This window comes from Leeuwenhoekiella marinoflava DSM 3653 (assembly GCF_900129005.1).
In the GTDB taxonomy this organism is placed as follows: Bacteria; Bacteroidota; Bacteroidia; order Flavobacteriales; family Flavobacteriaceae; genus Leeuwenhoekiella; species Leeuwenhoekiella marinoflava.
On record NZ_FQUN01000004.1, the window covers coordinates 189,589 to 211,806 of the forward strand.

Consider the following 22,218-nt stretch of genomic DNA (forward strand, 5'->3'; position numbering starts at 1 on the left):
GAATATTTCCTTTTTAAAGGATATATTCCATATTTTTGAAAAATGGAATTTGAAGAATTATACAAAATTAAAACGCCAGATGAAGTGCACCAAGCCGGTACTTCTAAACAAACCGGTTTTCCGAGTCCGGCGACGCATTACTTAGAAAGTACTATAGATTTAAATTCGATTTTAACTTCAAATCGGGATGCCACTTTTTTTATTCGCATCAGCGGTAACGGATGGAAAGCTTATAATATCTTGAATCAAGATGTGCTTATTATAGACCGGGCAGCAGTTGCAAAACCCGGTAAATTAGCGCTGGTGGTTAAAGCAGGCAGCTTTAAAATCGAACGCCTAACCGCAGCATCTGCTAAAAAGGATGAATTGACCGTTTGGGGCGTGGTAACTTATATCATTCACTCCGTATGATAGCACTGGTAGATTGCAATAGCTTTTATGCCTCGTGCGAGCAAGTCTTTAGACCTGATTTGTGGGGGAAACCTGTGGTTGTTTTAAGTAATAATGATGGTTGTGTGATTGCGGCTAATAAAGAAGCCAAAGCGCTTACTGATATCCCCATGTTTGAACCCGTTTTTAAGATCAAAAAATTACTGCTCGAAAATCAGGTTATTTTTTTTTCTTCAAATTATACACTGTACGGAGAGATGTCCCAGCGTGTGATGAATACGCTGAAGCTTTTTTCGCCACAAGTTGAGATTTACAGTATTGATGAATCGTTTATTGATCTGGCTAATATGAAATTTATAGATCTGAATACACACGGACATCAGATTAAGAATACCGTTTTGCGACATACCGGTTTGCCTGTAGGCGTGGGAATCGCGCCCACTAAAGTTTTAGCAAAATTAGCCAACAGCATGTCTAAAAAAATAACCGGCTACGATCACGTTTGTGTTCTGGATACGGCTGAAAAATGCATTAAAGCTTTACAAAAGGCCGAACTCAAAGATGTTTGGGGTATTGGCAAACAACACCGCAAGCGTTTAAATAATCAAGGAATTTTTAGTGCTTATGAATTTGCCTATGATGTTTCATTAGCGTGGGTTCGTAAGAATATGACTGTCGTAGGAGAGCGTATCTGGCGGGAGTTACGCGGTGAGTCTTGTCTCACGTTGGCCATGCTTCCTAAAGCCAAAAAAGCGATAGGAACTGCAAAGTCCTTTGGTAAAAAACTTACCGATTTGGGGATGATCGAAGAGGCTTGTGCCTATTATATTGCCGAAGTGAGCGAGGTGTTACGCAATCAGAATTCTTGTGCACAATATATTCAGGTGTTTTTACAAACCAATTACCACAGCGATCGAGATGCCCAATATTCAAAAAGTGTTACGGTAACGCTGAGTACGGCAACGAATGATACTTATATCTTAACCCGCGAAGCTAAAAAAGCTTTACAAACCATTTACAAACCCGGTTACCGCTATAAAAAAGTGGGGGTAAACTTAAGTGGATTGATTCCGCAGGAATATGTGCAGACCAATATATTTGAGCAAGAAATAACCAAAGACCGCAGACAACTTATGCGCACGGTAGATAAACTCAATCAGAAATATGGTAAGTCTACCGTTTGCTCGGCATTAGTGGGAAACCGTATCAGCGAATGGGAACTGGTGAAAAATGACCGAAGCCCCAGATATACTACGCAGTGGACAGAGCTACTGAAGATTGATTCGGAGTATCTGTAAGTTTAATGGCTGATTGTTAAAATGTTACAGTATTTTGGTTTTATTGGTATTCAACTCGATACTCTAAATAAAATCACCAGCAAGGGAATCAAATTATTAATGGCGTGTAAAGCGATGGACCATTCTAATTTTTGGTTCTTGATTTTAAGATAACCAAAAGCAAAGCCGGCAAACACACGTGGCGTGATGAGCATAAGCAGCGGAATATTAAAAACAAAGTCGGCTACATAATTGGTAATATGAAACAGTCCAAAAATTAGCGAACTGATACACCAGAGGACAATTACATGTTTTGACAAGAAGGCACGAAGGCGTCTTGCTTTTATAGGTGGTATTAACTGGCCAATTATGTAGATCAGGCTTACCAGTAAAATGACCAGAAATATGATTTTCACAAATGGGTTTATTTCGTTTGGAATGTATTGCGAAATGATAAACACCGGCCAGCTGGCGATAAAATAAGCAAGGTCGTAATGCGAAGGTTTTAATAAGGATCTAAACAGCATTTCTTCTAATGCAGGACCTAAGACCAGAATCATTATAAAAGCTTGCACGGGACTGTCTTTTATAAATGACTTGAGACTGCTTTGCTCATAAGAAGCGAGTTCAACTTCCGGATAGATGATATTGATGATGAGAATACCCAGCGCATAAACGGCATAGAGCAGGAGTAAGAGGCTAAGACTCTTAGTAAAGTAGTGTTGTTTATATTTTGAAGTCAAGGGGGACGTATGAGCGTATAAATTTACGTTTTTAAAACTGCAAAAGGGATCGTAACAGAAATCCTCCTGCCTTTAGCAGAAGCTTGTAGTGGATAGCCCGCCACTACGGCTGCGATAGCGGTGTAGGGGTTTGCTCAAAAGACCAATACAAAATGATTTATGACAGCTTGTCAGTATTATTTCTAGTGGCATAAAGATTGACTTTAACAGACCGAATGAAATTTAATAACACTTAAAATTATATATAACATGAGTAAGATCATAGGAATTGACTTAGGTACTACTAACTCCTGTGTTGCCGTGATGGAAGGTAACGAACCAGTAGTTATACCTAATGGAGAAGGGAAAAGAACAACCCCGTCTGTTATAGCATTTGTAGAAGGAGGGGAAATCAAAGTAGGTGATCCTGCAAAAAGACAAGCGGTAACTAACCCAACCAAAACGATATCTTCTATCAAGCGTTTTATGGGTAACAAGTACAGCGAGTCTAATAAAGAATTAGAAAATGTTGCTTACAACGTAAAAAAAGGCGACAACGATACGCCACGTGTAGATATCGACGGGCGTTTATATACACCTCAAGAATTGTCTGCAATGATTCTTCAGAAAATGAAGAAAACTGCAGAAGATTATTTAGGTCACGAAGTGACAGGAGCAGTAATTACTGTACCAGCTTACTTTAATGACTCGCAGCGTCAGGCTACAAAAGAAGCTGGTGAGATTGCAGGTTTAAAAGTAGAGCGTATTATTAACGAGCCTACTTCTGCAGCATTAGCTTATGGTCTTGATAAAAAAGACAGCGATCAAAAAATCGTAGTATTTGACTTTGGTGGTGGTACGCATGATGTTTCTATCTTAGAATTAGGAGACGGTGTATTTGAAGTACTTTCTACTGATGGTGACACACACTTAGGTGGTGATGACGTAGATAGTAAAATTATCAACTGGTTAGCAGAAGAATTTAAGTCTGAAGAGGATATGGATCTTCGTAAAGATCCTATGGCGCTTCAACGTCTAAAAGAAGCTGCTGAGAAAGCAAAAATTGAGCTTTCTTCTTCTAACCAAACTGAGATTAACTTGCCTTATGTAACGGCTACTGCTAGTGGACCAAAACACTTAGTACGTACACTAACCCGTTCTAAATTTGAGCAATTAATAGACGATCTCGTAAAAAGAACTATTGCTCCTTGTGAGACTGCACTTAAAGCTGCCGGTCTTTCTAAGAGTGATATTGATGAGATTATCTTAGTAGGTGGTTCTACACGTATCCCTGCTGTACAGGAAGCTGTAGAGAAATTCTTCGGTAAAAAACCTAGTAAAGGAGTAAATCCTGATGAGGTTGTAGCTGTAGGTGCTGCTATACAAGGTGGTGTATTAACCGGTGATGTAAAAGACGTATTGTTACTTGACGTAACACCTTTATCACTAGGTATTGAAACTATGGGGGGAGTAATGACAAAATTAATTGAGTCTAACACAACAATCCCAACTAAAAAGTCTCAGGTATTCTCTACTGCAGCAGATAATCAACCAAGTGTTGAGATTCACGTATTGCAAGGAGAGCGCCCAATGGCAAATGATAACAAGACTATAGGTCGTTTTCACTTAGATGGTATTCCACCAGCACAGCGCGGAACTCCTCAAATTGAAGTTATTTTTGATATTGATGCTAACGGTATCATCAAAGTAAGTGCAGAGGATAAAGCAACTGGTAAGAAACAAGATATTCGTATCGAAGCTTCTTCCGGTCTTACTGAAGAGGAAATCAAAAAGATGAAAGCAGATGCTGAAGCTAATGCAGAATCTGATAAGCAAGCTAAGGAAAAAGTAGACAAGTTGAATGAGGCAGACCAGATGGTTTTCCAAACTGAGAAATTGTTGAAAGAATCTGGTGATAAATTATCTGCAGATAACAAGACCAAGATTGAAGGAGCTCTTGAGGAACTTAAAGTTGCTCACGCTACCGGAGAATTAGAAAAAGTAAATCCTGCTTTAGATAATTTAAACGAGATCTGGAAGTCTGCTTCTGAAGAAATTTATAAAGCGCAAGCTGAAGGTGCTCAAGGTGGCCAACCAGGTCCAGATGCAGGTCAGCCTAAAGGCGACGCTGCAGAAGGTAACGCTGCAAGCGACGTTGAGGACGTAGATTTTGAAGAGGTAAAGTAAGCAGAGAACTCAATCTGCTTAGCAGATTGATGTGAATCGCTTATCCTGAATTCATTTCAGGATCTTTAAAAGTTGAATAACCAAAGGTATCTTTGGTACTTAATACTGAGAAAAAACCCCGATGCGTAAGCATTGGGGTTTTTTGATTAAGTTTAGTTTTACTTTAAATTAAAGTAAAAAGAGTTGGTTTTTGAGCTCTTATTATTTATAAAGAGCTCTGTACTTTAAAGGTGTTGTATCTGTTTTCTTTTTAAACATTTTGCTAAAAGACTGCGGGTATTCAAACCCCAGTTCGTAGGCTATTTCTTTTATGCTCATCGTGCTGGTCGAGAGCAAATCTTTAGCCTTGTCGATGATAAATCTTTGTATATATTTTTGAGCACTTTGACCGGTAGTGTTGCGTAGCATATCACTAAGATAAGAAGGAGATATATTTAGTTCGTTTGACAAATAGTGAACAGTGGGTAGTCCTGAGACAGCTGATTCTTTGCTTATGTATTTGTTGAGCAGTTGTTCTATTTGGGTTAATAAGTCAGTGTTTACAGCACTTCTGGTAAGAAATTGTCTGTTGTAAAAACGAGTTGAATAATTAAGTAACAGTCCCACGTGAGAAACGATCACATCCTGGCTGTATTGGTCAATGTTAGTTTTCAGTTCATTTTGCATTTGATGAAGATGCCCCAGGATTACTGCTTCCTCTTTTTCTGACAGGTGTAAAGCTTCTGCAGTAGCGTAGGAAAAAAAGCCGTAATTACTTATCTTTTTTCCCAACTCATAATGTCTGATCAAATCTGGATTGAATACGAGCATATAACCCGTTGCCGGATCGTCTGAAATATTGGTTACAGAAAAAAGCTGTCCGGGTTTAGTAAAACTCATTACCCCCTCATCAAAATCATATTCACGTTGCCCATATTTAAACTTTCCTGAAGCACCTTTCTTACAAGCAACGCAATAAAAATCATAATAGAAATTTTTCCACACTTCACTAGTATTAAACTTCAGCAACTCAAAATCGATAACACTAATCAGCGGATGATCTGGCTTGGGCAGTTCAAACAAGTGATGCAGTTCAGAAATAGATTTAATAGGATAGGGGGCTGGCCTTTTCATGCTTGATTTTACTCAAAATCTGTGGATAAAGATAATTCTTTCCATTTTTCCATTTCCAGTTTTTCCTTTTTACGAAATTCTAAAATGGCATTATAACTATCAGAACCTAGAGGTAGGTGTAATGGAGGGTTTGGTAACCTAGTAATATTAAGCAATACCTTAGCCAATTTCTTAGGATCTCCCAGTTGCTTACCATCATAACTTTTAAAGAGTTCAACCTGTTCATTAAGATTATAATCCTCAATCTTATTTTTAGTTACTGCTAGACTTTTGTCACTCATAAAGCTTGTACGAAAGGTGCCAGGGGCAAGGATAGTGACTTTTATACCAAAGGGTGATACCTCTTGAGCAAGAGCTTCTGATAATCCAATAACAGCAAATTTTGTTGCACTATAGCTTCCGTTGCTAGGATAACTTAAGTAACCCATCATCGAAGATATATTAATGATGTGACCTGATTTTTGCTTACGTAGAATGGGTAGTATATTTCTAATGACATTGGCCATAGCAAATATATTTACATCCATTGTTTCTCTAAACTCAGCATCGCTTAGTTCTTCAACACTACCCAGCAGATTGTATCCTGCATTATTAACAACAACGTCTATACGACCAAAGGCTTCAATGCTTTTAGAAACCGCATTTTTAACGTCTACTTCTTGCGTGATGTCTAATTTTAAAGAGCGTAAGTTTTGGGAGTCTTGTCCCAGATTTCGTAAAAGTCGTTCGGGGCTCCGTGAAGTAGCTATCACTTTGTCACCATTATTTAAAACTGTTTTGGTTAACTCCAGGCCCATACCTTTTGAAGCGCCGGTAATGAACCAGATTTTTTGCTTACTCATAATTTGTAATAGTTGTTTATGCAAATTTGTTTAGTTAGCCGGTCAAAAAAGTGTTCAAATCGCGGGATAGTGTGTTCAGATTTTCAGATTGATTGTGTACTCACTAATTTTCCAGTATTAAAATTCAAGTATGTTTTAGGGGTTAATTGTTTATTTTAAGCGTTTTAGCCAGTTACTAAAATACATAAACCCCTATAATGCATAGAGCAAAAGATTTGATTCCGGAAATTTTTGAAACCAAATAGAAAAGCACCTTGATAAACTGTGGGAGTTTTATGAATACTTAACCCGTATCGATTCCTTATTTTATTGTAACCAATAGTTCTATACAGAAAAATATCAATTAGTTTACTACTATAACGTAGCATCTCTTACTAGAAGCCTGATTTATACTTGTTGAGTAGCTTGGATAAGCATCTGTCAGGTCTTTTACCAGCCTTTGGTATGCGTTATCATCGGGTAAACTACGGGTGAACTATGGGTGAACTACGGGTGAACCTCGGGTGAAGTATGGGTGATCTTTGTAGAGCTTGGTGATTAAAAGATTTTAGCAATGCTTTTAGAGGGAATGCAAGCAGCTTTCTAATTCGGTCTTTTAGAAGTTTTTATGTGTCATTTAAAACTTATACAGGTTGTTATCTATAAATATAAGCTATTCTCCAAGCCTTGTCAAGTCGGAATTTAGGACAGCAAGTATTCTTTATTTTTTGCTACCAACTGGTCTTTTAATTAACATTTTACAAGAGATTCAAGCTAAGGGAATATCAACTTTTTGCCGGAGCATACAAGGTTTTAATCTGCCCGCTAAAAACACCATCGTAGAAAAAGCATCTTCAAAAAATTAGACTTTTCTTCCTCACAACAATTGATTCATTATTGCATAACCAACCAATTGTTTTAGAACGTGTTTTTAATTAAGTCCCAATGCGCGTTTAACTTCAGGCATTAAATCTTTTCCTTTTGCCATCACCAGACCGGAATCTTTAGAAGAATCCAGTACATATAAAAAGCCCAGATTGTCTGCTATTTTAGTAACCAGATCTTTGGCTTTTTGTTTTACAGGCGCATAGAGTAATTCACGTTTTTCGGCGAGTTGTTTGTCTATATTTTGTTGGGTTTGTGCAAGATTACGCTCTATAAGTTCGAGATCGCTTTTTCTTTTTTTATTTTCTTCAGGAGATAGGTTTGAGGCCTCATCTTCATATTTTACAAACTGAGCCTGATACTCGCGATACGAAGTTTCAAAATCACGTTGATACGCTTGTTTCAGCCGGTTGAGCTCAGCATCAGCTTCAGCGCCTAGCGGCATACTGTTGATGACCTCTTCCATATTGATATGCGCTACCGTTCCCTGAGCAGAAAGTGTGCTAGAAAGTGCTATAAAAAGAATACAAGCAATATGTTTTAATTTCATAAGGGGTGTTTTCAATAATTATAAAGAGAATAAGACTTAACGTGTTTAAAAGTGTTAGCAATCTATTTTCAAATATGATGCCCAATTTATTTTTAATGCAGGCTTTGGGTTAAAAATACATTTATTTCAGCTATTTATAGTAAAAGACTGTATCAGATACGCGGTGTTTCAAATAAAACCAAACTCTATAAAGTAAGCTTCATTATTAGTATCAAAGAACTGACTTCAGTTTGTTTACTCGATAATCGAGATTTAAATGCTCCGAAGCTTGCCTCAAAGTCAAAAGCTGTTTCCTTTTACAGGCTTGTGGGCCTGCCTTTGTCGGTAGACAGGCTTGCCTCAAGGTGATTTACTCAAAATATTCTTAAATTCTAGCTGTAAGAATATTGATCTTTGCAACTTTACCTCATAACCGAATTACCCCATTTTTTATGCAAAAAAAGCTACCGATCATTTTAGTACTTTTAAGTCTGCTATTGCGTATCGCAGTACAAGCTCAAGACAACCGTTCTTCTAGCGGTTTTAAAGATTATTTTCCTATTGCAGAGCGTCCGTTTTTAGCTGCCGGTACCGGGAATAATCCTTACGAAAAGATTTTGCTTGAAGCCAAACCTGTGGTTTATTATAGTATTTATAACGACATACGCGACGCACTTAACAGAGATACCATCGTAGCGGGAGATGCTATTTACTTGAGTATTCAGCCGCACTTGCGTATTTATGATGAGAATTCTAAACCGGTAAAAACACCTTCTTATAAAGCGTTTATTGGTTGGCAATCTATAATCAAAACCAAAAATAATAATTTTCTAACCGCAGCGATAGAAAGTGGGCATTACTCTAATGGGCAAAGTAAGTCTGCATTTAGTGAGGAGTTTGAAGATAATTCTGATGAAAGCAGTGCTTTATACGAAGCCATAACAGACGATACAGATCTGGCGGCTTTGCTCAACAGGTCTTCCGGAAATTTTTCAACTAATTTGACACGTGTGTCTTTAAATTATCGCATCAATACCTTTGATGAAGAAAACTATCCGTTGCGTTCTCATTCGTTTACGATGGCATATCAAATATATCACAACCGATTTTTAGGAGCGTTTCAGTTTGGGGGTTACAATCCTGAAGATATAGATATATACGGCAGGCATCAGATTGAAGGTTGGTATGAGTTTACGGCTCATTTTAAAAAGATGCGTTACAGCGTATCACAACGTCTTTTTTTACATCCTGATGTGCATCCATCTGCTGTGATGTATCGTTCTGAAACAAGTGCCACGTTGTATCCTTGGGATACCGATTTAGGTTTTATGGCCCGTTTTAGTTTTGGTTATGATGATTACAATTATCGCTTTGTAGATAATTACCCCAGATTTTCAATAGGCTTGACTTGGGATTGGTTTACACCGTTTGTGGTTAAACCTAGAAGAATGCAGGTTCCGAGAGAACGGGAATAAATTAATTTATTCTCGTGTTTTAAAAACGGTCTATAGCGTTTAAATATTTTGAGATATAACTAAAGCTAAAATCCTTTACAGTGTTGTGTAAAGGATTTTTTATTAGCTAGTAGGTTTAGTAGTAAGTTCTTAGAAACGTCTTTAGGCTGTCTGTAATTCGGTCATGGTTTTATGTTGGTAAAATTGCATTGATTTTTTTACGCGCTAATCTTGGGTAGCTTTCCAAGTATTAAATAGAGAAGAAGCAGCTCTCAACGAAATAAGATAGCTACAAACAAAAAGACCTGCACTTACGTAACAGGTCTTTTTTCCAACTTAAAACTAATATTTATTATGATTTGGGGAAATCTTTATTCGTTAGAAGCAACAGTAGTATTATTTTCAAGATGTTCAATGATTGCAATACCCTCGTTATAATTTTCAAATTTGTTAGATGCTAAGGCAAGCGCCTTAAGGTTTTTCATTTTAGAAAGACCTGCAGGAATAATACCTACTAAATCATTGCTTGACAAATTTAATTCTTTAAGATTTTCTAATTGTAAAACAGCAACTGGAAGCTGACCGTTAAGGTTGTTGTCAAAGAGGTTTAAAACTTCAAGATTCTTAAGGTTACCTAAATCATCACTTAAAGAACCGTTTAGGTTATTGCTGGTAAGTAATAATTGCTCAAGACTTGTTAGGTTATAAATAGTCTTAGGCAATTTACCATCTAACATATTACCATTAAGAACCAATATTTTTAAGTTTTTTAGGTTTCCTATAGTAGCAGGAATAGAGCCTTGTAATTTGTTAAAGAATAACTCTAAAGAAACTAGAGCGTCAAGATTACCTATAGATTCAGGTAATTGACCGTTTAAGTTATTCATACTTAAGTTAAGTCCTACAACATTGCTATTTTCAACTTTAACACCGTGCCAAGTAGAAACATCAGCATTAAGATCCCAAGTGTTACTCCACTCAGCACCGTTTGTAGCGTTGTATAGATCAATCAAAGCCTGTTTCTGGGGACTTGAAACTTCTGCCAGAGCTGAAAAACTTAAGAAGGCTACTACTAAAAAAGTAAAAAATGATTTCATACAGGTTTGATTAAATTGTTTAACACCGTAAATATAGCGCATTTTAACCTTTAAATGCAATTATAATCGTTGAAATACACGTGTTTTTTACAAGTATATTAAAAATTCGCTATTTACTTGTATTTATTCACTAAGGTAAGATGGTTGAATTGCTTTATATCGGATTTTAAAACAGATTAACAACACTTTAATTGCATTTAAAAGTGCTGTTTTTATGTAAATTCCTACAATTATTTGAGGTTGAATCAAAAAAAGGAATCTGAACAATCAGATTCCTTTTACTGACTAAAAATTAATGTGCAAAACAAACAACAAACTAAATTATAAGCTTTCTTCCTATTTATTAAAACGAATAACTTTTTAAAAGAAAAAAGTTATTCGTTTTAATATAGTGATTCTTGTCTTTAATATGCGAATAAAATCGATTGAAGGCATAGTTGGTGTGGTTTCTATTCCTGCTAGTGTATCTATTTCTAAAACAAATGAACTATTTCGATTTGAGTTTATCAGCTATTTGTAAAATAGCCTTTTCACTAACTATATGTTTTCCATCAAAAGGAATCTCTTCAGTATTCTTACCAAATGTTTTTTGAACGAATTCAAGTTCGTACTTCAGTTTAGTCGCTGTGAGAAATTCATCTTCTAGTCCATACGTGATAAAAGGCTGTAAGTCTTTAATATGACTAAAATCGGTTGCTTTCAAAATTTTAGGAAGACTTCCGGAATGTAAAATTAAGGTATTGCAGGTTTTCTTCCTGTATGCCAGCCAACGCGTAACAACAGATACGCCTTGTGAAAAGCCTAATACCACAAAATTTATGCGGCTGCTGAGTTTGTTTTTTAGTTCAGAAGCGTAAACAGCATCCAGATAGTTGAGTACATTTTCTATTTCATCTTCGGTATTAATACGAGTCATCCAAGAAGCCCCCACATACTTATATCGCTTGTCCTGATAATATTTACTAGGAGCTTGAGGCGCCACGATGTAATTCTCTTCAGCATTTAGTCTTTCAAAATGATTTAAGAAATACGAACTCAAATGTCCCAGACCGTGACAAACCAGCCAAACATTTTGAGTCTTTTCCGTAAACTGGTTTAGCGTTTCGTAGGTATTTGTGGTTTGATAACTCACCTTTTTTTCTTCGCGCATCTTTTAGGTTTAGTATCTTTATCCGCCATGCGGAATTAGAATTTTTGATAGTATTCTAACTTCAACCGTTTGTAGATTGAGTCTGTAAATTTTCCAACTGCAAAATAAACAATAGTCAATTCAAGTGTGGAACAGTCACTGTGATTATAATAAAGAACTTTTTTAAAAACATATAAATGAATCAAGAACAAAAAGAACAAGCTCTAAAGCGTTGTAATGCCATTTGCAAAAACACGCTGATGGAAACTTTAGATATTGAGTTTGTAGCTATAGGAGAAAACTTTTTAATTGCGTCTATGCCGGTAACTTCAAAAGTGCATCAGCCAGACGGCGTTTTACACGGTGGGGCTTCTGTAGCCTTGGCTGAAAGTGTAGGGAGCGCTGCCAGTATGATGTTTCTTGATGTTGAAAAAGTTTTTGTTAGAGGAATTGAGATTTCTGCAAATCATGTAAGGAGTATTTCAGAAGGTTTGGTTTATGCTAAAGCAACTTATTTGCATAAAGGGCGCACCACCCAATTGTGGGAAATACGAATTACTAATGAAAATCAAGAATTGATTTCACTCGTAAAATTAACTACCATAGCTTTGCCTAAAAAATAGCATGACTACAGAAGACTTGTTTGGCAAGGCTGGTGCGCAGTATGCCAAAAATTTGCCGTTTGTGCTTTATAGAAAACCCGAAGCAGACCAACTTAATGGTTTGTTTCAGGAAGATGATTTTTTGCATAAAGCCGAAACCTTCGAAGAAACCGGTTTTGTTTTTTCACCTTTTGACAAGGAGCGAACCCGTATTCTGATTCCGGGAATTCCTGAATTAACTATAGATTTTGAAGAAGAAACGGTTTCTGTAAAAAGTACTACTATAAAGACCGAAAGTGCAGAAGAAAACGCTCATATTAACTTGGTAGAAAAAGCAGTAGCGGCAATTCAAAATTCAGCGCTTCAAAAAGTCGTAATTTCGCGGAAGCAAAACCAGAAAATTGAAGACGTAACTCCCATCACCATATTTAAAAGACTCTTGTCTAATTATAAGACCGCCTTTGTCTACATATGGCATCATCCACACGTGGGAACCTGGTTAGGAGCAACACCTGAAACATTACTGTCGCTAAACGGAAGAAAATTTGAAACGATGGCTCTTGCCGGAACTCAAAAATTTACCGGTTCCTTAGCTGTAGCATGGGGTGACAAAGAAATACACGAGCAACAACTGGTAACCGATGAGATTGTGACCAATTTAAAACCTTTTGATTTGGGCTCGTTACATGTAGGCAATCGGGAAACCTATCAAGCCGGTGCCTTATTGCATTTGCGCACGTTGATTTCAGGGACTTTCAATACCGAAGGTCAAAACTTAAAAGCTTTGTTGAAAGCTTTGCATCCCACACCGGCGGTTTGTGGTTTACCGCGAGATTTGGCTAAAGACTTTATAATAAAGGAGGAAAACTATGATAGAGCGTTTTACACCGGTTTTCTGGGCGAACTCAATATTCTTAAAGACACTTCAAAGAAAAGATCACGACGCAATGTTGAAAATCTAGCTTATAAGACTTTAAAAAATGAAACCAAGCTTTTTGTAAATCTGCGGTGTATGCAATACGCAGATTCTAAGGCGATTATTTATGTTGGTGGAGGCATTACTGCAGCTTCAAATCCAGAGCTTGAATGGCAAGAAACAGTAAATAAAGCACAAACTATAGCGAGTGTTCTGTAAGGCTTTTGCTTTGTTGTATTTTTGTAGTTAAATGAAATATTCTAGTATACCCATCGCACAGTCTGTGGTTTTGCTTTGTTTAGAAAAAGGCATCAATCACGTCGTTATATCTCCGGGATCGCGTAATGCACCACTCACAATAGGTTTTACACATCATCCTGACATTCATACTTACAGCGTTGTTGACGAGCGTTCTGCAGCATTTTTTGCTTTAGGTCTCGCACAGCAATTGCAAAAACCGGTTGCCGTTTGTTGTACTTCCGGTAGTGCGGTTTTAAATTATTACCCGGCGGTTTCTGAGGCTTTTTACAGCGATATTCCGCTTGTGATAATTTCTGCAGATCGACCTATTGAACGTATAGATATAGGTGATGGCCAGACCATCCGCCAGCGCAATGTGTTTGAAAATCACATTTTGTATTCGGCTAATTTATATTCTGAATATGTACCGGATACTCCTTTGCTAGATCCGAAGCTAATTCAAAAACAGCGCGAAGTCACCAAGCACAATCAGCAAGAAATCAATAAAGCGCTTAATGAAGCTTTAGTAGGACAGGGGCCGGTTCATATCAATGTTCCGTTTTATGAGCCGTTGTATAACACTACCGAAGAAAAATTGGTCAATCCTATTTTGGTTGACCAACAACCTAAAGCTATAGAACTTACCGATGATCAGTTGGTTCCTTTTCTTTCTAAATGGAATAAAGCCAAACGGAAACTGGTTTTAATAGGCGTGTTGCATCCCAACACTATTGAGCAGGAATTTCTAGATCGTTTAGGTGAAGATCCTAGTGTTTTAGTTTTTACCGAAACAACTTCCAATCTTCATCATTCTAATTTCTTTACCAGAACCGATAATATAATCGGTTCGCTGGACGATGCCGGTTTTAAAGAGCTGCAACCTGAAATTCTAGTGACTCTGGGCGGAATGGTAATCTCAAAAAAGATAAAGGCTTTTTTACGTAATTATCAACCTGAAGAGCATTGGCATATAGATCCTAAAAAAGCTTACGACACGTATTTCTGTCTCAATAAGCATTTTAAAATACCGGTCAATTTTTTCTGGTCTAGATTTTTAAATAAAACTCAGCCTATAGCTAGTAATTATCAGTCAGATTGGCTTCAAGTTCGGAAACGCAGAGATGCAATGCATAAGGCCTATACAAATCAAATGACTTGGTGTGATTTTAAAGCTTTTGATTTGGTTTTAAAAGAACTCAGATCTGATAGTTTATTGCAGTTAGGAAACAGCTCCACCGTGCGTTATGTGCAACTTTTTGATATTGATAAATCGCTAAAAGTTTATTGCAATCGTGGGACGAGTGGGATAGATGGAAGTACTTCTACAGCGGTAGGTGCTGCAACAGCAGCTCAATTACCGACGACGCTCATTACCGGGGATCTCAGTTTCTTTTACGACAGTAACGGACTTTGGAATGCTTATTTGCCGAAGGATTTTAAGATAATAGTGATCAACAATAGTGGTGGTGGAATTTTTAGAATTCTTCCGGGAGATAAAGAATCTCAGGCTTTTGAGACCTATTTTGAAACGACACATCAGCTTGATGCATCCCATCTTTGTATGATGTTTGGTTTGAGTTATTTTTCCGCAAAAAATGAAGAAGAACTCATACAGGCGCAACAGGATTTTTATGCTGAAAATAGCAAACCTTGTCTGCTTGAGATCAAAACGCCGAGACTGGAAAATGACCGTGTCTTGTTGAGTTACTTTGATTACATCAGATGACTTTTTTTTAATTTTATGTATCTTTAAAGAAGTTAAAAAATTTAATGCACTAAAAATTAAGTATCCCCATGAGTAAAAGAGATGAAATGATTGCTAAATATGCAGCAGACCTTAAAGAAAAATTAGGTATTGACGCAGATATGGATTTGTTAACCAAAGTAACCATTGGTTGTGGCCCTTCTATTTATAATAAAGATTCTTCAACAGTTTCCGGAGGAAGTGAATCAGAATTAGAAACTGTAAAAAATAACTTTCTGATCAAAAAATTAGGCCTAAGCGACGGTCCTGCTTTGATGGAAGGTATCAATAAAGTCGTAGAAGAATACGGTACTTCTAATCGTAATAAATACCGTGCTGTAGTTTATTATTTGCTGACTAAACATTTTGGTAAAGAAGAAGTTTACAGTTAGTAATCACTATACTTTAGAATATTGAAAACCGCCTCAAACCCTGAAGCGGTTTTTTATTGGCACCGCCAAAGGGTTTAATACCCCGAAGCTTGCCTCGAAATAAAAAATTTGTTTTTAACGAATGCTTCGTGGGTCTGCCTTTGTCGGCAGACAGGATTGCCTCTAAGTCAAAAGCTGTTATCTTTTAAAGCTTTGCGGGCTTGTCGCAAGGTCGTTTACAGCTTACAAGCTTAATGACTAAATAAGGAGGTTGATCCTCTTATTTTTCCTAATTTTGAACACCTTAAATAAAAACTATGCTGGCATTAGGAGAATACCATAAAATGATAATAGATCGTGATGTAAGTCCCGGTCTTTACTTGCGCGATGAAGATGATAATGAGGTGTTGCTTCCCGGAAAATATGCTCCTGAAGGCTTTCAGCTTGAAGATGAGATTGAGGTGTATGTTTATCTGGATAATGAAGAGCGTCCAGTAGCAACCACGCTAAAACCTTATATTTTAAAAGATGGTTTTGCGTATTTGAAATGTACTTCTGTTACCAAAATCGGTGCGTTTGTAGATTGGGGATTAGATAAAGAATTGTTTGTTCCGTTTTCTAATCAGGTGACCGAAATGCGCGAAGGCAGTTGTTATCTGGTTTATATGTACTTGGATGAGCGTACCAATCGTTTAGTAGGTTCTTCAAAATTCAATACCTATTTAAAAAATGAAGATATTGATGTTCAGAAATTTGATAAAGTAAACCTCTTGGTTTCTCATTTTTCAGAGCACGGAGCGCACGTGATTATTAACGAGACCTATCAGGGACTTGTGCATAAAGACACCATTTTTGAAGATATTCGGGTAGGTGACCGACTTCCCGGTTACATCAAGCGCGTGCGGGAAGATAAAAAGATAGATGTGTTGCTTCAGCCTGAGGGTTACAAGAGTGTAGAGCCTAATGCGCAGTTTATTTACGATGAATTAAAGCGTAACGGAGGCAGTTTACCCGTTCACGATAAAAGTTCGCCAGAAGACATTAATGGATATTTTGGTATAAGCAAGAAGCTTTTCAAAAAAGCAATTGGTGCTCTGTATCGCGATCGCCAGATCAATATCACAGCGAACAGCATCGAACTCAAAAATCAAGAAGATTAAACTTTAGTAGGATTGTTTCGCTTTTGCGAAAACTTAAAAGAATATATCATGCAAGAACCCGATTGGAAAATTGTAAAAGAATATCAAGATATCACCTTTAAAAAAGCAGATGGGGTAGCGCGTATTGCGTTTAATCGTCCTGAAGTGCGTAATGCCTTTAGACCTAGAACTACTGCAGAATTATTGGACGCCTTTCATATCGCTCAGGAAGATACTTCTGTAGGTGTTGTTTTAGTATCTGCTGAAGGTCCTTCTCCTAAAGATGGTGTATATAGTTTTTGCAGCGGTGGCGATCAGAAAGCACGTGGCGATCAGGGTTATGTGGGAGACGACGGGTATCACCGTTTGAATATTCTTGATGTTCAGCGCTTGATCAGGTTTATGCCAAAGGCGGTCATAGCAGTTGTTCCAGGCTGGGCTGTTGGTGGGGGTCATAGTTTACATGTCGTATGCGATTTGACGCTGGCGAGTAAAGAACACGCGATTTTTAAACAAACCGATGCTGATGTAACTAGTTTTGACGGTGGATATGGTTCTGCATACCTAGCTAAAATGGTCGGGCAGAAGCGTGCTCGTGAGATTTTCTTTTTAGGTCGAAATTATTCTGCGCAGGAAGCTTATGAAATGGGAATGGTAAACGCTGTGATTCCGCATGAGGAATTAGAAGCTACCGCTTATCAATGGGCACAGGAGATTCTTGCAAAATCCCCAACATCTATTAAAATGTTAAAATTCGCCATGAACCTTACCGATGATGGTATGGTTGGACAGCAGGTTTTTGCCGGTGAAGCCACACGTTTGGCGTATATGACTGAAGAAGCTAAGGAAGGTAGAAATGCGTTTTTAGAAAAAAGAAAGCCCAATTTTGAGAAAAAATGGATTCCATAGTCGGTAAATTGAATAGGTTCTAGTATTTTTATTAGCAATCCTCATCAAAAAAAAGCTCCATGGAATATACGTTTACAAATGCCCCGGTAGACTTAGAGACCTTACCAGATTATCAGCAATTAAATTATACATCAGTTTCAAAAAAGAGACTCTATAAGGTATGGACTGTCTTGGCTGTTTTATTCATCCTTATCGCTGTAGGGCTTTATTTCTTGCGTGAAGCGACTGATGTTCCTATGCTTATTCCCGGTTTGACGATTGGAGTTTTTGTGGTTTTTACGTTGTTTTTTTTCTATCAATTTCTGCTTCAGAAAAAAATAGGCTATGCTTTGCGAGAACGGGATATAGCTTATAAAAGAGGATTTCTATTTGAAAAGATTACTATTATACCATTCAATCGAATTCAGCATATTTCTACTTCTGCAGGAGCATTAGACAAAGTATTCAAAATTTCGAATCTCAATATTTTTACAGCTGGAGGCGCGGGTAGTGACATTAATATTCCCGGGTTGCCGCCTGAACTGGCAGCCCGACTTAAAGAAAAAGTAGCTAATCATCTTACTGAAACAGATGAATAGGTCATTTTCAGAACCGCAACTGCAGTCCAAACCGGGAGTACTTTTTATTTTTTTCTCTCAGTTTTATAAACTCCTGAGAGCACTTGGGCCGGTATTGCTGTTTTTTATAATCAAAGGTCCTAAAACAGGTTATACTACGCAGATCGTGCTAGGAATAGCAGTTGCACTTTTATTGCTGCTGGGTTTTAGTGTGCTTTCTTTCTACAGATTTAAATTTCATATCGATTACAAAAACAGCGAATTTGTGTTGCAAAAGGGAGTCTTTTCAACAGAATTGATCAGCATTCCTTTTTCAAAAATTCAGCAAGTTTATTTTAAACGCTCCTTGTTGCAGCGGGTAATAGGTGTTTATAGTGTTGTTATAGATACAGCAGGAAGTAGTGGTCAGGAGATTAATATTAAAGCTTTATCTGAAGCAAAGGCTAAAGATTTGCAGCGCGTACTGATGGATGCTGTAAACGAAAATAATCAGGATATCGAAGCTGAGCCTTCAGCGGGAATTGCAGAAGACAAAAATACATCTTCCACAATATGGAATCATAAGTTATCACCTTTAGCACTATTAAAGCTGGGGCTTACCAGTAATTATTTTAGAGGAGTCTGGCTGATTCTTATTTTTGTCGGTTCGATCTATCAGCAACTGGGTGATTTTGATTTGGTGCAAAGTGATCAGTACAAAGAAGGTTTAAAAGGCTATTTAGATTCTTATAGTAAGCCGATAGAGTTATTTATTCTTACCGCTTTGGTATTTGTAGGAGTGTTTTTAATCGGTATGTTGATCTCGTGTGTTGAGATATTTATCAAATATTTTGATCTCAATCTAACACAAACCAAAGAAAGTCTTGAACTCGAAATGGGACTTAAAACCAATACTAAAATCAGTCTCAAGCCCAGACGTGTACAGCTCTTGCGCGTTGTTACAAATCCTATTCAAAAACGCCTGAACCTTCAAGAAACACAAATAGCTTTAGCCAGCAGTCAGGATAATCTAAGTAAAACAAAAATTAGTATTCCGGGCTTAGAGCGTATGCAAATAGAGCGTGTAAAACGGTTTTTATTTAGTCACCCTATGCGTCCGGGACGTGTTTTTAAACCGGCTTTTATCTTATACATCCGCTTGCTGATTCTGGCAAGTTTACCTCTTATTTTGACAGCGATTGTAGCTTCTTTTTTAGTGCCTAATTATATGGTTGAAATTCTGAGTATACTTTTTATCATTTTTGGGATGCTCATCATTCCTTACCAATACTATTGGTACCGTGCACTTTCTTTAGAAATCACACCAGAGTTTATCATCAGACGCAAAGGTGTATGGAATCAAAAAACCGAAATTATCGAGCTTTTCAAACTTCAATCAGTTACGGTGGATCAACCGGTGTGGTATAAAAAACGCCAGTTGTATAATTATACCTTTCATACTGCCGGTGGTGATATTTCATTTCCGTTAACGTCACATAAGATGCAACAGTATATCAATTATGCTTTGTATCGTGTAGCAATAAATAAGCAATCCTGGATGTAGGTGTAGGATTACTTATTTTATATCGAAATAAAACGGGTCTGTATTATTTAGCGAATCGCCGGAAACTTATCTGGTTTTACTTCGCGCATGATGCTGTAAACCTTTTCAAAAATATCTTCTGCTGAAGGTTTAGAGAAGTAGTCGCCATCTGTACCATAAGCTGGTCTGTGTGGTTTAGCTGTAAGTGTTTGTGGTGCGCTGTCTAAATGCTTGAATGCTTTTTGCTCATCGAGCAGGTGTTGCATCAAATAAGCTGAAGCTCCACCCGGCATATCTTCATCAACAACCAGAATCCGGTTAGTTTTTATAATACTTTTTACCGTGTCATGATTGAGGTCAAAAGGTAATAGGGACTGTGCATCAATAACTTCAGCATTTATACCAGAAGCTTGAAGCTCCTGAGCGGCTTGTTGAACTAAGCGCAATGTACTTCCGTAAGAAAGAATCGTGATATCTGTACCTTCTCGTACTACTTCAACTTTACCAATAGGTGTTGTGAAGTTCCCCAGATTTTTAGGTAATTTTTCTTTAAGACGATAGCCATTAAGACATTCTATAATTATTGCCGGTTCGTCACTTTGCATCAGTGTATTGTAGAAACCTGCAGCTTTGGTCATATTACGAGGTGTAAGAATATAAATTCCTCTTAAAAGACCTAGTAAAGATCCCATTTGAGAGCCACTGTGCCAGATTCCTTCTAAACGGTGCCCGCGAGTTCTTACGATTACCGGAGCGGTTTGCTTTCCGTGTGTTCTGTAGCGTAGGGTTGCGAGATCGTCGCTCAATGTCGCCATTGCATATAGGATATAATCCAGATATTGAATCTCAGCAATAGGACGCAAACCACGTAAAGCAAGGCCTATACCCTGACCAATGATCGTAGTTTCACGAATGCCTGCATCTGCAACGCGAAACTCTCCATATTTCTCTTGTAAACCTTCGAGACCTTGATTTACGTCACCTATGGTACCTGCATCTTCTCCAAAAATAACACTGTTAGGATATTTTGTAAACAGCGCGTCAAAATTATCACGCAATACCACACGTGCATCTACGGTTTTGGAGTCGTTAGTATATTCCGGAGCTACTTCTGTTATGTTTGTTGCTTTAGTATCAAATTCACTAAAAACGTGGCTGCTGTAATTAGGCTGTTCTTTTTTGATGTAATCAGTTACCCAATTTTTAAGAGCTGTAATGTTCTCGCTATTTTCTTTAGCTACATAGCGTAGTGTTTTACGCGCTGCTATAATTACGTCGTTCTTAAGTGCGTCTTTCTCGTCAACTAAAGTCTGGCTGATCGAGTTTATAAATCTTCCGTTTTCGCTCTCGGCACTGATTTTATTAATCAGATTTAAAACGGTCTTTTTTTCTTTTTCTATAGGGTTTAAAAAAGCTTCCCAAGCATTACGCTTGCCTTCACGTACTTGTCTTTTAATATCTTTTTCAATAACCTGAAGTTCTTCATCAGTCGCGATCTGGTTGTTGATCATCCATTCACGCATTTTTACGTTACAGTCATTCTCGCGTTCCCACTGTAAACGATCTTTACTTTTATAGCGCTCGTGTGAACCTGAAGTTGAGTGGCCTTGTGGTTGGGTCAATTCCGTTACATGTAAGAGTACCGGAACATGATTTTCTCGGGCTATTTTTCCGGCTTTTTCAAAAGCATCCATAAGTGCAGGATAATCCCAGCCTTTAACCCGAATGATTTCATAACCTGCCTCTTCTTCATTACGCTGAAAACCACTTAGGATTTCAGAAATATTTTCTTTAGTTGTCTGGTGTTTTGCGTGAACGGAAATTCCGTAGTCATCATCCCAAATACAAATCACCATAGGTACTTGCAGAACACCCGCAGCATTTATGGTTTCAAAAAACATACCTTCAGAAGTACTGGCATTACCTATAGTTCCCCAGGCAACTTCATTACCTTGATCAGATAAACCATCGGTTTCAGTTTCGGGTACGTTTCTGAATATTTTAGAGGCTTGTGCGAGTCCTAAAAGGCGTGGCATTTGGCCGGCAGTAGGAGAGATGTCTGCACTACTGTTGTATTGTTCTAATAAATTTTTGAGTTCACCGTTCTCACCCAAGCTTTGTGTGCCAAAATGTCCACCCATTTGTTTCCCGGCACTCATCGGGTCATTTTCTATACTGGTATGTGCATAAAGACCCGCAAAGAAATTTTCTATTGAAAAATGGTCAATTGCCATCATAAAAGTCTGGTCACGGTAATATCCCGATCGCCAATCACCTTTTTTGAATGCTTTGGCCATTGCTAATTGTGGCACCTCTTTACCATCGCCAAATATTCCGAATTTTGCTTTTCCGGTTAAAACTTCTCTGCGACCTAGTAAACTACATTCCCGGCTTGTCACCGCAATTTTATAGTCATTAATGACAGTAGCTTTAAAATCATCAAAAGAAAGTTCAGAAGTGGGCTCAGATTTCGTGTGCATAATATTTCAAACGGTTTCGGTAAAAATACAGAAAATTCACCTCACATACAATTCAATAATTCTTTAATAAAATGATAAATTTTCAATAAAAGTTAATTTTGTTGAAAATAATTCAATTAAAACAAGGAATAGCG

The 22,218-nt window shown here is 37.5% G+C and carries 19 protein-coding genes; 12 read left to right on the top strand and 7 right to left on the bottom strand.

Going from position 1 to position 22,218, the window contains the following annotated elements; all coding sequences use genetic code 11:
* The first annotated feature begins 42 nt into the window (after positions 1-42).
* Both BUB91_RS03000 and BUB91_RS03005 read left to right on the top strand, forming a co-directional pair.
* Positions 43-411, top strand: coding sequence for a S24 family peptidase (locus tag BUB91_RS03000; RefSeq protein WP_073096821.1), 369 nt, complete (start codon positions 43-45; stop codon positions 409-411).
* On the top strand, positions 408-1,688 hold the full coding sequence (locus BUB91_RS03005; RefSeq protein ID WP_073096823.1) for a Y-family DNA polymerase: 1,281 nt from the start codon (positions 408-410) through the stop codon (positions 1,686-1,688). The genes BUB91_RS03000 and BUB91_RS03005 overlap by 4 nt, the downstream gene beginning before the upstream one ends.
* A gap of 50 nt (positions 1,689-1,738) precedes the next feature.
* On the opposite strand, the gene BUB91_RS03010 is transcribed toward BUB91_RS03005, so the two are convergent.
* Positions 1,739-2,410, bottom strand: coding sequence for a CPBP family intramembrane glutamic endopeptidase (locus BUB91_RS03010; protein ID WP_073096827.1), 672 nt, complete (start codon positions 2,408-2,410; stop codon positions 1,739-1,741).
* A 249-nt stretch (positions 2,411-2,659) separates the two neighbouring features.
* On the opposite strand from BUB91_RS03010, the gene dnaK reads away from it, so the two are divergent.
* The gene (gene dnaK, locus BUB91_RS03015; protein ID WP_073096830.1) at positions 2,660-4,576 is read left to right on the top strand and encodes a molecular chaperone DnaK; all 1,917 of its coding nucleotides are present in this window, start codon (positions 2,660-2,662) and stop codon (positions 4,574-4,576) included.
* A gap of 201 nt (positions 4,577-4,777) precedes the next feature.
* Here the strand turns inward: dnaK and BUB91_RS03020 are convergent, their stop codons facing one another.
* The 3 genes from BUB91_RS03020 to BUB91_RS03030 all read right to left on the bottom strand — a co-directional run bounded on the left by BUB91_RS03020 (position 4,778) and on the right by BUB91_RS03030 (position 7,945).
* On the bottom strand, positions 4,778-5,689 hold the full coding sequence (locus tag BUB91_RS03020; RefSeq protein ID WP_073096833.1) for a helix-turn-helix domain-containing protein: 912 nt from the start codon (positions 5,687-5,689) through the stop codon (positions 4,778-4,780).
* An 8-nt stretch (positions 5,690-5,697) separates the two neighbouring features.
* On the bottom strand, positions 5,698-6,531 hold the full coding sequence (locus BUB91_RS03025; RefSeq protein ID WP_073096836.1) for an SDR family NAD(P)-dependent oxidoreductase: 834 nt from the start codon (positions 6,529-6,531) through the stop codon (positions 5,698-5,700).
* A 910-nt stretch (positions 6,532-7,441) separates the two neighbouring features.
* Positions 7,442-7,945: an OmpH/Skp family outer membrane protein gene (locus BUB91_RS03030; RefSeq protein WP_073096839.1), complete on the bottom strand. Its 504-nt coding sequence runs from the start codon at positions 7,943-7,945 to the stop codon at positions 7,442-7,444.
* A gap of 431 nt (positions 7,946-8,376) precedes the next feature.
* Between BUB91_RS03030 and BUB91_RS03035 the strand changes: the two genes are divergently transcribed.
* Positions 8,377-9,399, top strand: a complete 1,023-nt coding sequence (locus tag BUB91_RS03035; protein ID WP_073097187.1) for a hypothetical protein — start codon at positions 8,377-8,379, stop codon at positions 9,397-9,399.
* Positions 9,400-9,749: 350 nt separating this feature from the next.
* Here the strand turns inward: BUB91_RS03035 and BUB91_RS03040 are convergent, their stop codons facing one another.
* Both BUB91_RS03040 and BUB91_RS03045 read right to left on the bottom strand, forming a co-directional pair.
* Positions 9,750-10,475, bottom strand: a complete 726-nt coding sequence (locus tag BUB91_RS03040; RefSeq protein ID WP_164917816.1) for a leucine-rich repeat domain-containing protein — start codon at positions 10,473-10,475, stop codon at positions 9,750-9,752.
* Positions 10,476-10,962: 487 nt separating this feature from the next.
* Positions 10,963-11,625 carry an alpha/beta hydrolase gene (locus BUB91_RS03045; protein ID WP_073096844.1) on the bottom strand — a complete coding sequence of 221 codons (663 nt, stop codon included), beginning with the start codon at positions 11,623-11,625 and terminating at the stop codon, positions 10,963-10,965.
* Positions 11,626-11,801: 176 nt separating this feature from the next.
* Between BUB91_RS03045 and BUB91_RS03050 the strand changes: the two genes are divergently transcribed.
* The 8 genes from BUB91_RS03050 (at position 11,802) to BUB91_RS03085 (ending at position 19,625) form a co-directional block, all read left to right on the top strand.
* On the top strand, positions 11,802-12,227 hold the full coding sequence (locus tag BUB91_RS03050) for a PaaI family thioesterase (protein WP_073096846.1): 426 nt from the start codon (positions 11,802-11,804) through the stop codon (positions 12,225-12,227).
* Between the two features lies 1 nt (position 12,228).
* The gene (locus tag BUB91_RS03055; protein ID WP_073096849.1) at positions 12,229-13,341 is read left to right on the top strand and encodes a chorismate-binding protein; all 1,113 of its coding nucleotides are present in this window, start codon (positions 12,229-12,231) and stop codon (positions 13,339-13,341) included.
* 31 nt (positions 13,342-13,372) lie between these two features.
* Positions 13,373-15,088, top strand: coding sequence for a 2-succinyl-5-enolpyruvyl-6-hydroxy-3-cyclohexene-1-carboxylic-acid synthase (gene menD / locus BUB91_RS03060; RefSeq protein WP_073096851.1), 1,716 nt, complete (start codon positions 13,373-13,375; stop codon positions 15,086-15,088).
* Positions 15,089-15,156: 68 nt separating this feature from the next.
* The gene (locus BUB91_RS03065) at positions 15,157-15,498 is read left to right on the top strand and encodes a DUF2853 family protein (RefSeq protein ID WP_073096853.1); all 342 of its coding nucleotides are present in this window, start codon (positions 15,157-15,159) and stop codon (positions 15,496-15,498) included.
* 296 nt (positions 15,499-15,794) lie between these two features.
* Entirely contained in the window at positions 15,795-16,637 is an 843-nt protein-coding gene (locus BUB91_RS03070; protein ID WP_073096855.1) for a CvfB family protein, read from the top strand.
* A 48-nt stretch (positions 16,638-16,685) separates the two neighbouring features.
* Complete coding sequence (locus BUB91_RS03075) at positions 16,686-17,525, top strand: 1,4-dihydroxy-2-naphthoyl-CoA synthase (RefSeq protein WP_073096857.1); 840 nt, start codon at positions 16,686-16,688, stop codon at positions 17,523-17,525.
* A gap of 59 nt (positions 17,526-17,584) precedes the next feature.
* Positions 17,585-18,103: a PH domain-containing protein gene (locus tag BUB91_RS03080; protein ID WP_073096859.1), complete on the top strand. Its 519-nt coding sequence runs from the start codon at positions 17,585-17,587 to the stop codon at positions 18,101-18,103.
* Positions 18,096-19,625, top strand: coding sequence for a PH domain-containing protein (locus BUB91_RS03085; RefSeq protein ID WP_073096861.1), 1,530 nt, complete (start codon positions 18,096-18,098; stop codon positions 19,623-19,625). The genes BUB91_RS03080 and BUB91_RS03085 overlap by 8 nt, the downstream gene beginning before the upstream one ends.
* A 47-nt stretch (positions 19,626-19,672) precedes the next feature.
* Here the strand turns inward: BUB91_RS03085 and BUB91_RS03090 are convergent, their stop codons facing one another.
* The gene (locus BUB91_RS03090; RefSeq protein ID WP_073096864.1) at positions 19,673-22,084 is read right to left on the bottom strand and encodes an alpha-ketoacid dehydrogenase subunit alpha/beta; all 2,412 of its coding nucleotides are present in this window, start codon (positions 22,082-22,084) and stop codon (positions 19,673-19,675) included.
* Positions 22,085-22,218: the final 134 nt, after the last annotated feature.

What these genes read in the sequence shown, in the direction of transcription:
- BUB91_RS03000 (WP_073096821.1), top strand. Translation starts at nt 43, where the DNA reads ATGGAATTTGAAGAATTATACAAAATTAAAACGCCAGATGAAGTGCAC.
- BUB91_RS03005 (WP_073096823.1), top strand. Translation starts at nt 408, where the DNA reads ATGATAGCACTGGTAGATTGCAATAGCTTTTATGCCTCGTGCGAGCAA.
- dnaK (WP_073096830.1), top strand. Translation starts at nt 2,660, where the DNA reads ATGAGTAAGATCATAGGAATTGACTTAGGTACTACTAACTCCTGTGTT.
- BUB91_RS03020 (WP_073096833.1), bottom strand. Translation starts at nt 5,689, where the DNA reads ATGAAAAGGCCAGCCCCCTATCCTATTAAATCTATTTCTGAACTGCAT.
- BUB91_RS03025 (WP_073096836.1), bottom strand. Translation starts at nt 6,531, where the DNA reads ATGAGTAAGCAAAAAATCTGGTTCATTACCGGCGCTTCAAAAGGTATG.
- BUB91_RS03030 (WP_073096839.1), bottom strand. Translation starts at nt 7,945, where the DNA reads ATGAAATTAAAACATATTGCTTGTATTCTTTTTATAGCACTTTCTAGC.
- BUB91_RS03035 (WP_073097187.1), top strand. Translation starts at nt 8,377, where the DNA reads ATGCAAAAAAAGCTACCGATCATTTTAGTACTTTTAAGTCTGCTATTG.
- BUB91_RS03040 (WP_164917816.1), bottom strand. Translation starts at nt 10,475, where the DNA reads ATGAAATCATTTTTTACTTTTTTAGTAGTAGCCTTCTTAAGTTTTTCA.
- BUB91_RS03045 (WP_073096844.1), bottom strand. Translation starts at nt 11,625, where the DNA reads ATGCGCGAAGAAAAAAAGGTGAGTTATCAAACCACAAATACCTACGAA.
- BUB91_RS03050 (WP_073096846.1), top strand. Translation starts at nt 11,802, where the DNA reads ATGAATCAAGAACAAAAAGAACAAGCTCTAAAGCGTTGTAATGCCATT.
- BUB91_RS03055 (WP_073096849.1), top strand. Translation starts at nt 12,229, where the DNA reads ATGACTACAGAAGACTTGTTTGGCAAGGCTGGTGCGCAGTATGCCAAA.
- menD (WP_073096851.1), top strand. Translation starts at nt 13,373, where the DNA reads ATGAAATATTCTAGTATACCCATCGCACAGTCTGTGGTTTTGCTTTGT.
- BUB91_RS03065 (WP_073096853.1), top strand. Translation starts at nt 15,157, where the DNA reads ATGAGTAAAAGAGATGAAATGATTGCTAAATATGCAGCAGACCTTAAA.
- BUB91_RS03070 (WP_073096855.1), top strand. Translation starts at nt 15,795, where the DNA reads ATGCTGGCATTAGGAGAATACCATAAAATGATAATAGATCGTGATGTA.
- BUB91_RS03075 (WP_073096857.1), top strand. Translation starts at nt 16,686, where the DNA reads ATGCAAGAACCCGATTGGAAAATTGTAAAAGAATATCAAGATATCACC.
- BUB91_RS03080 (WP_073096859.1), top strand. Translation starts at nt 17,585, where the DNA reads ATGGAATATACGTTTACAAATGCCCCGGTAGACTTAGAGACCTTACCA.
- BUB91_RS03085 (WP_073096861.1), top strand. Translation starts at nt 18,096, where the DNA reads ATGAATAGGTCATTTTCAGAACCGCAACTGCAGTCCAAACCGGGAGTA.
- BUB91_RS03090 (WP_073096864.1), bottom strand. Translation starts at nt 22,084, where the DNA reads ATGCACACGAAATCTGAGCCCACTTCTGAACTTTCTTTTGATGATTTT.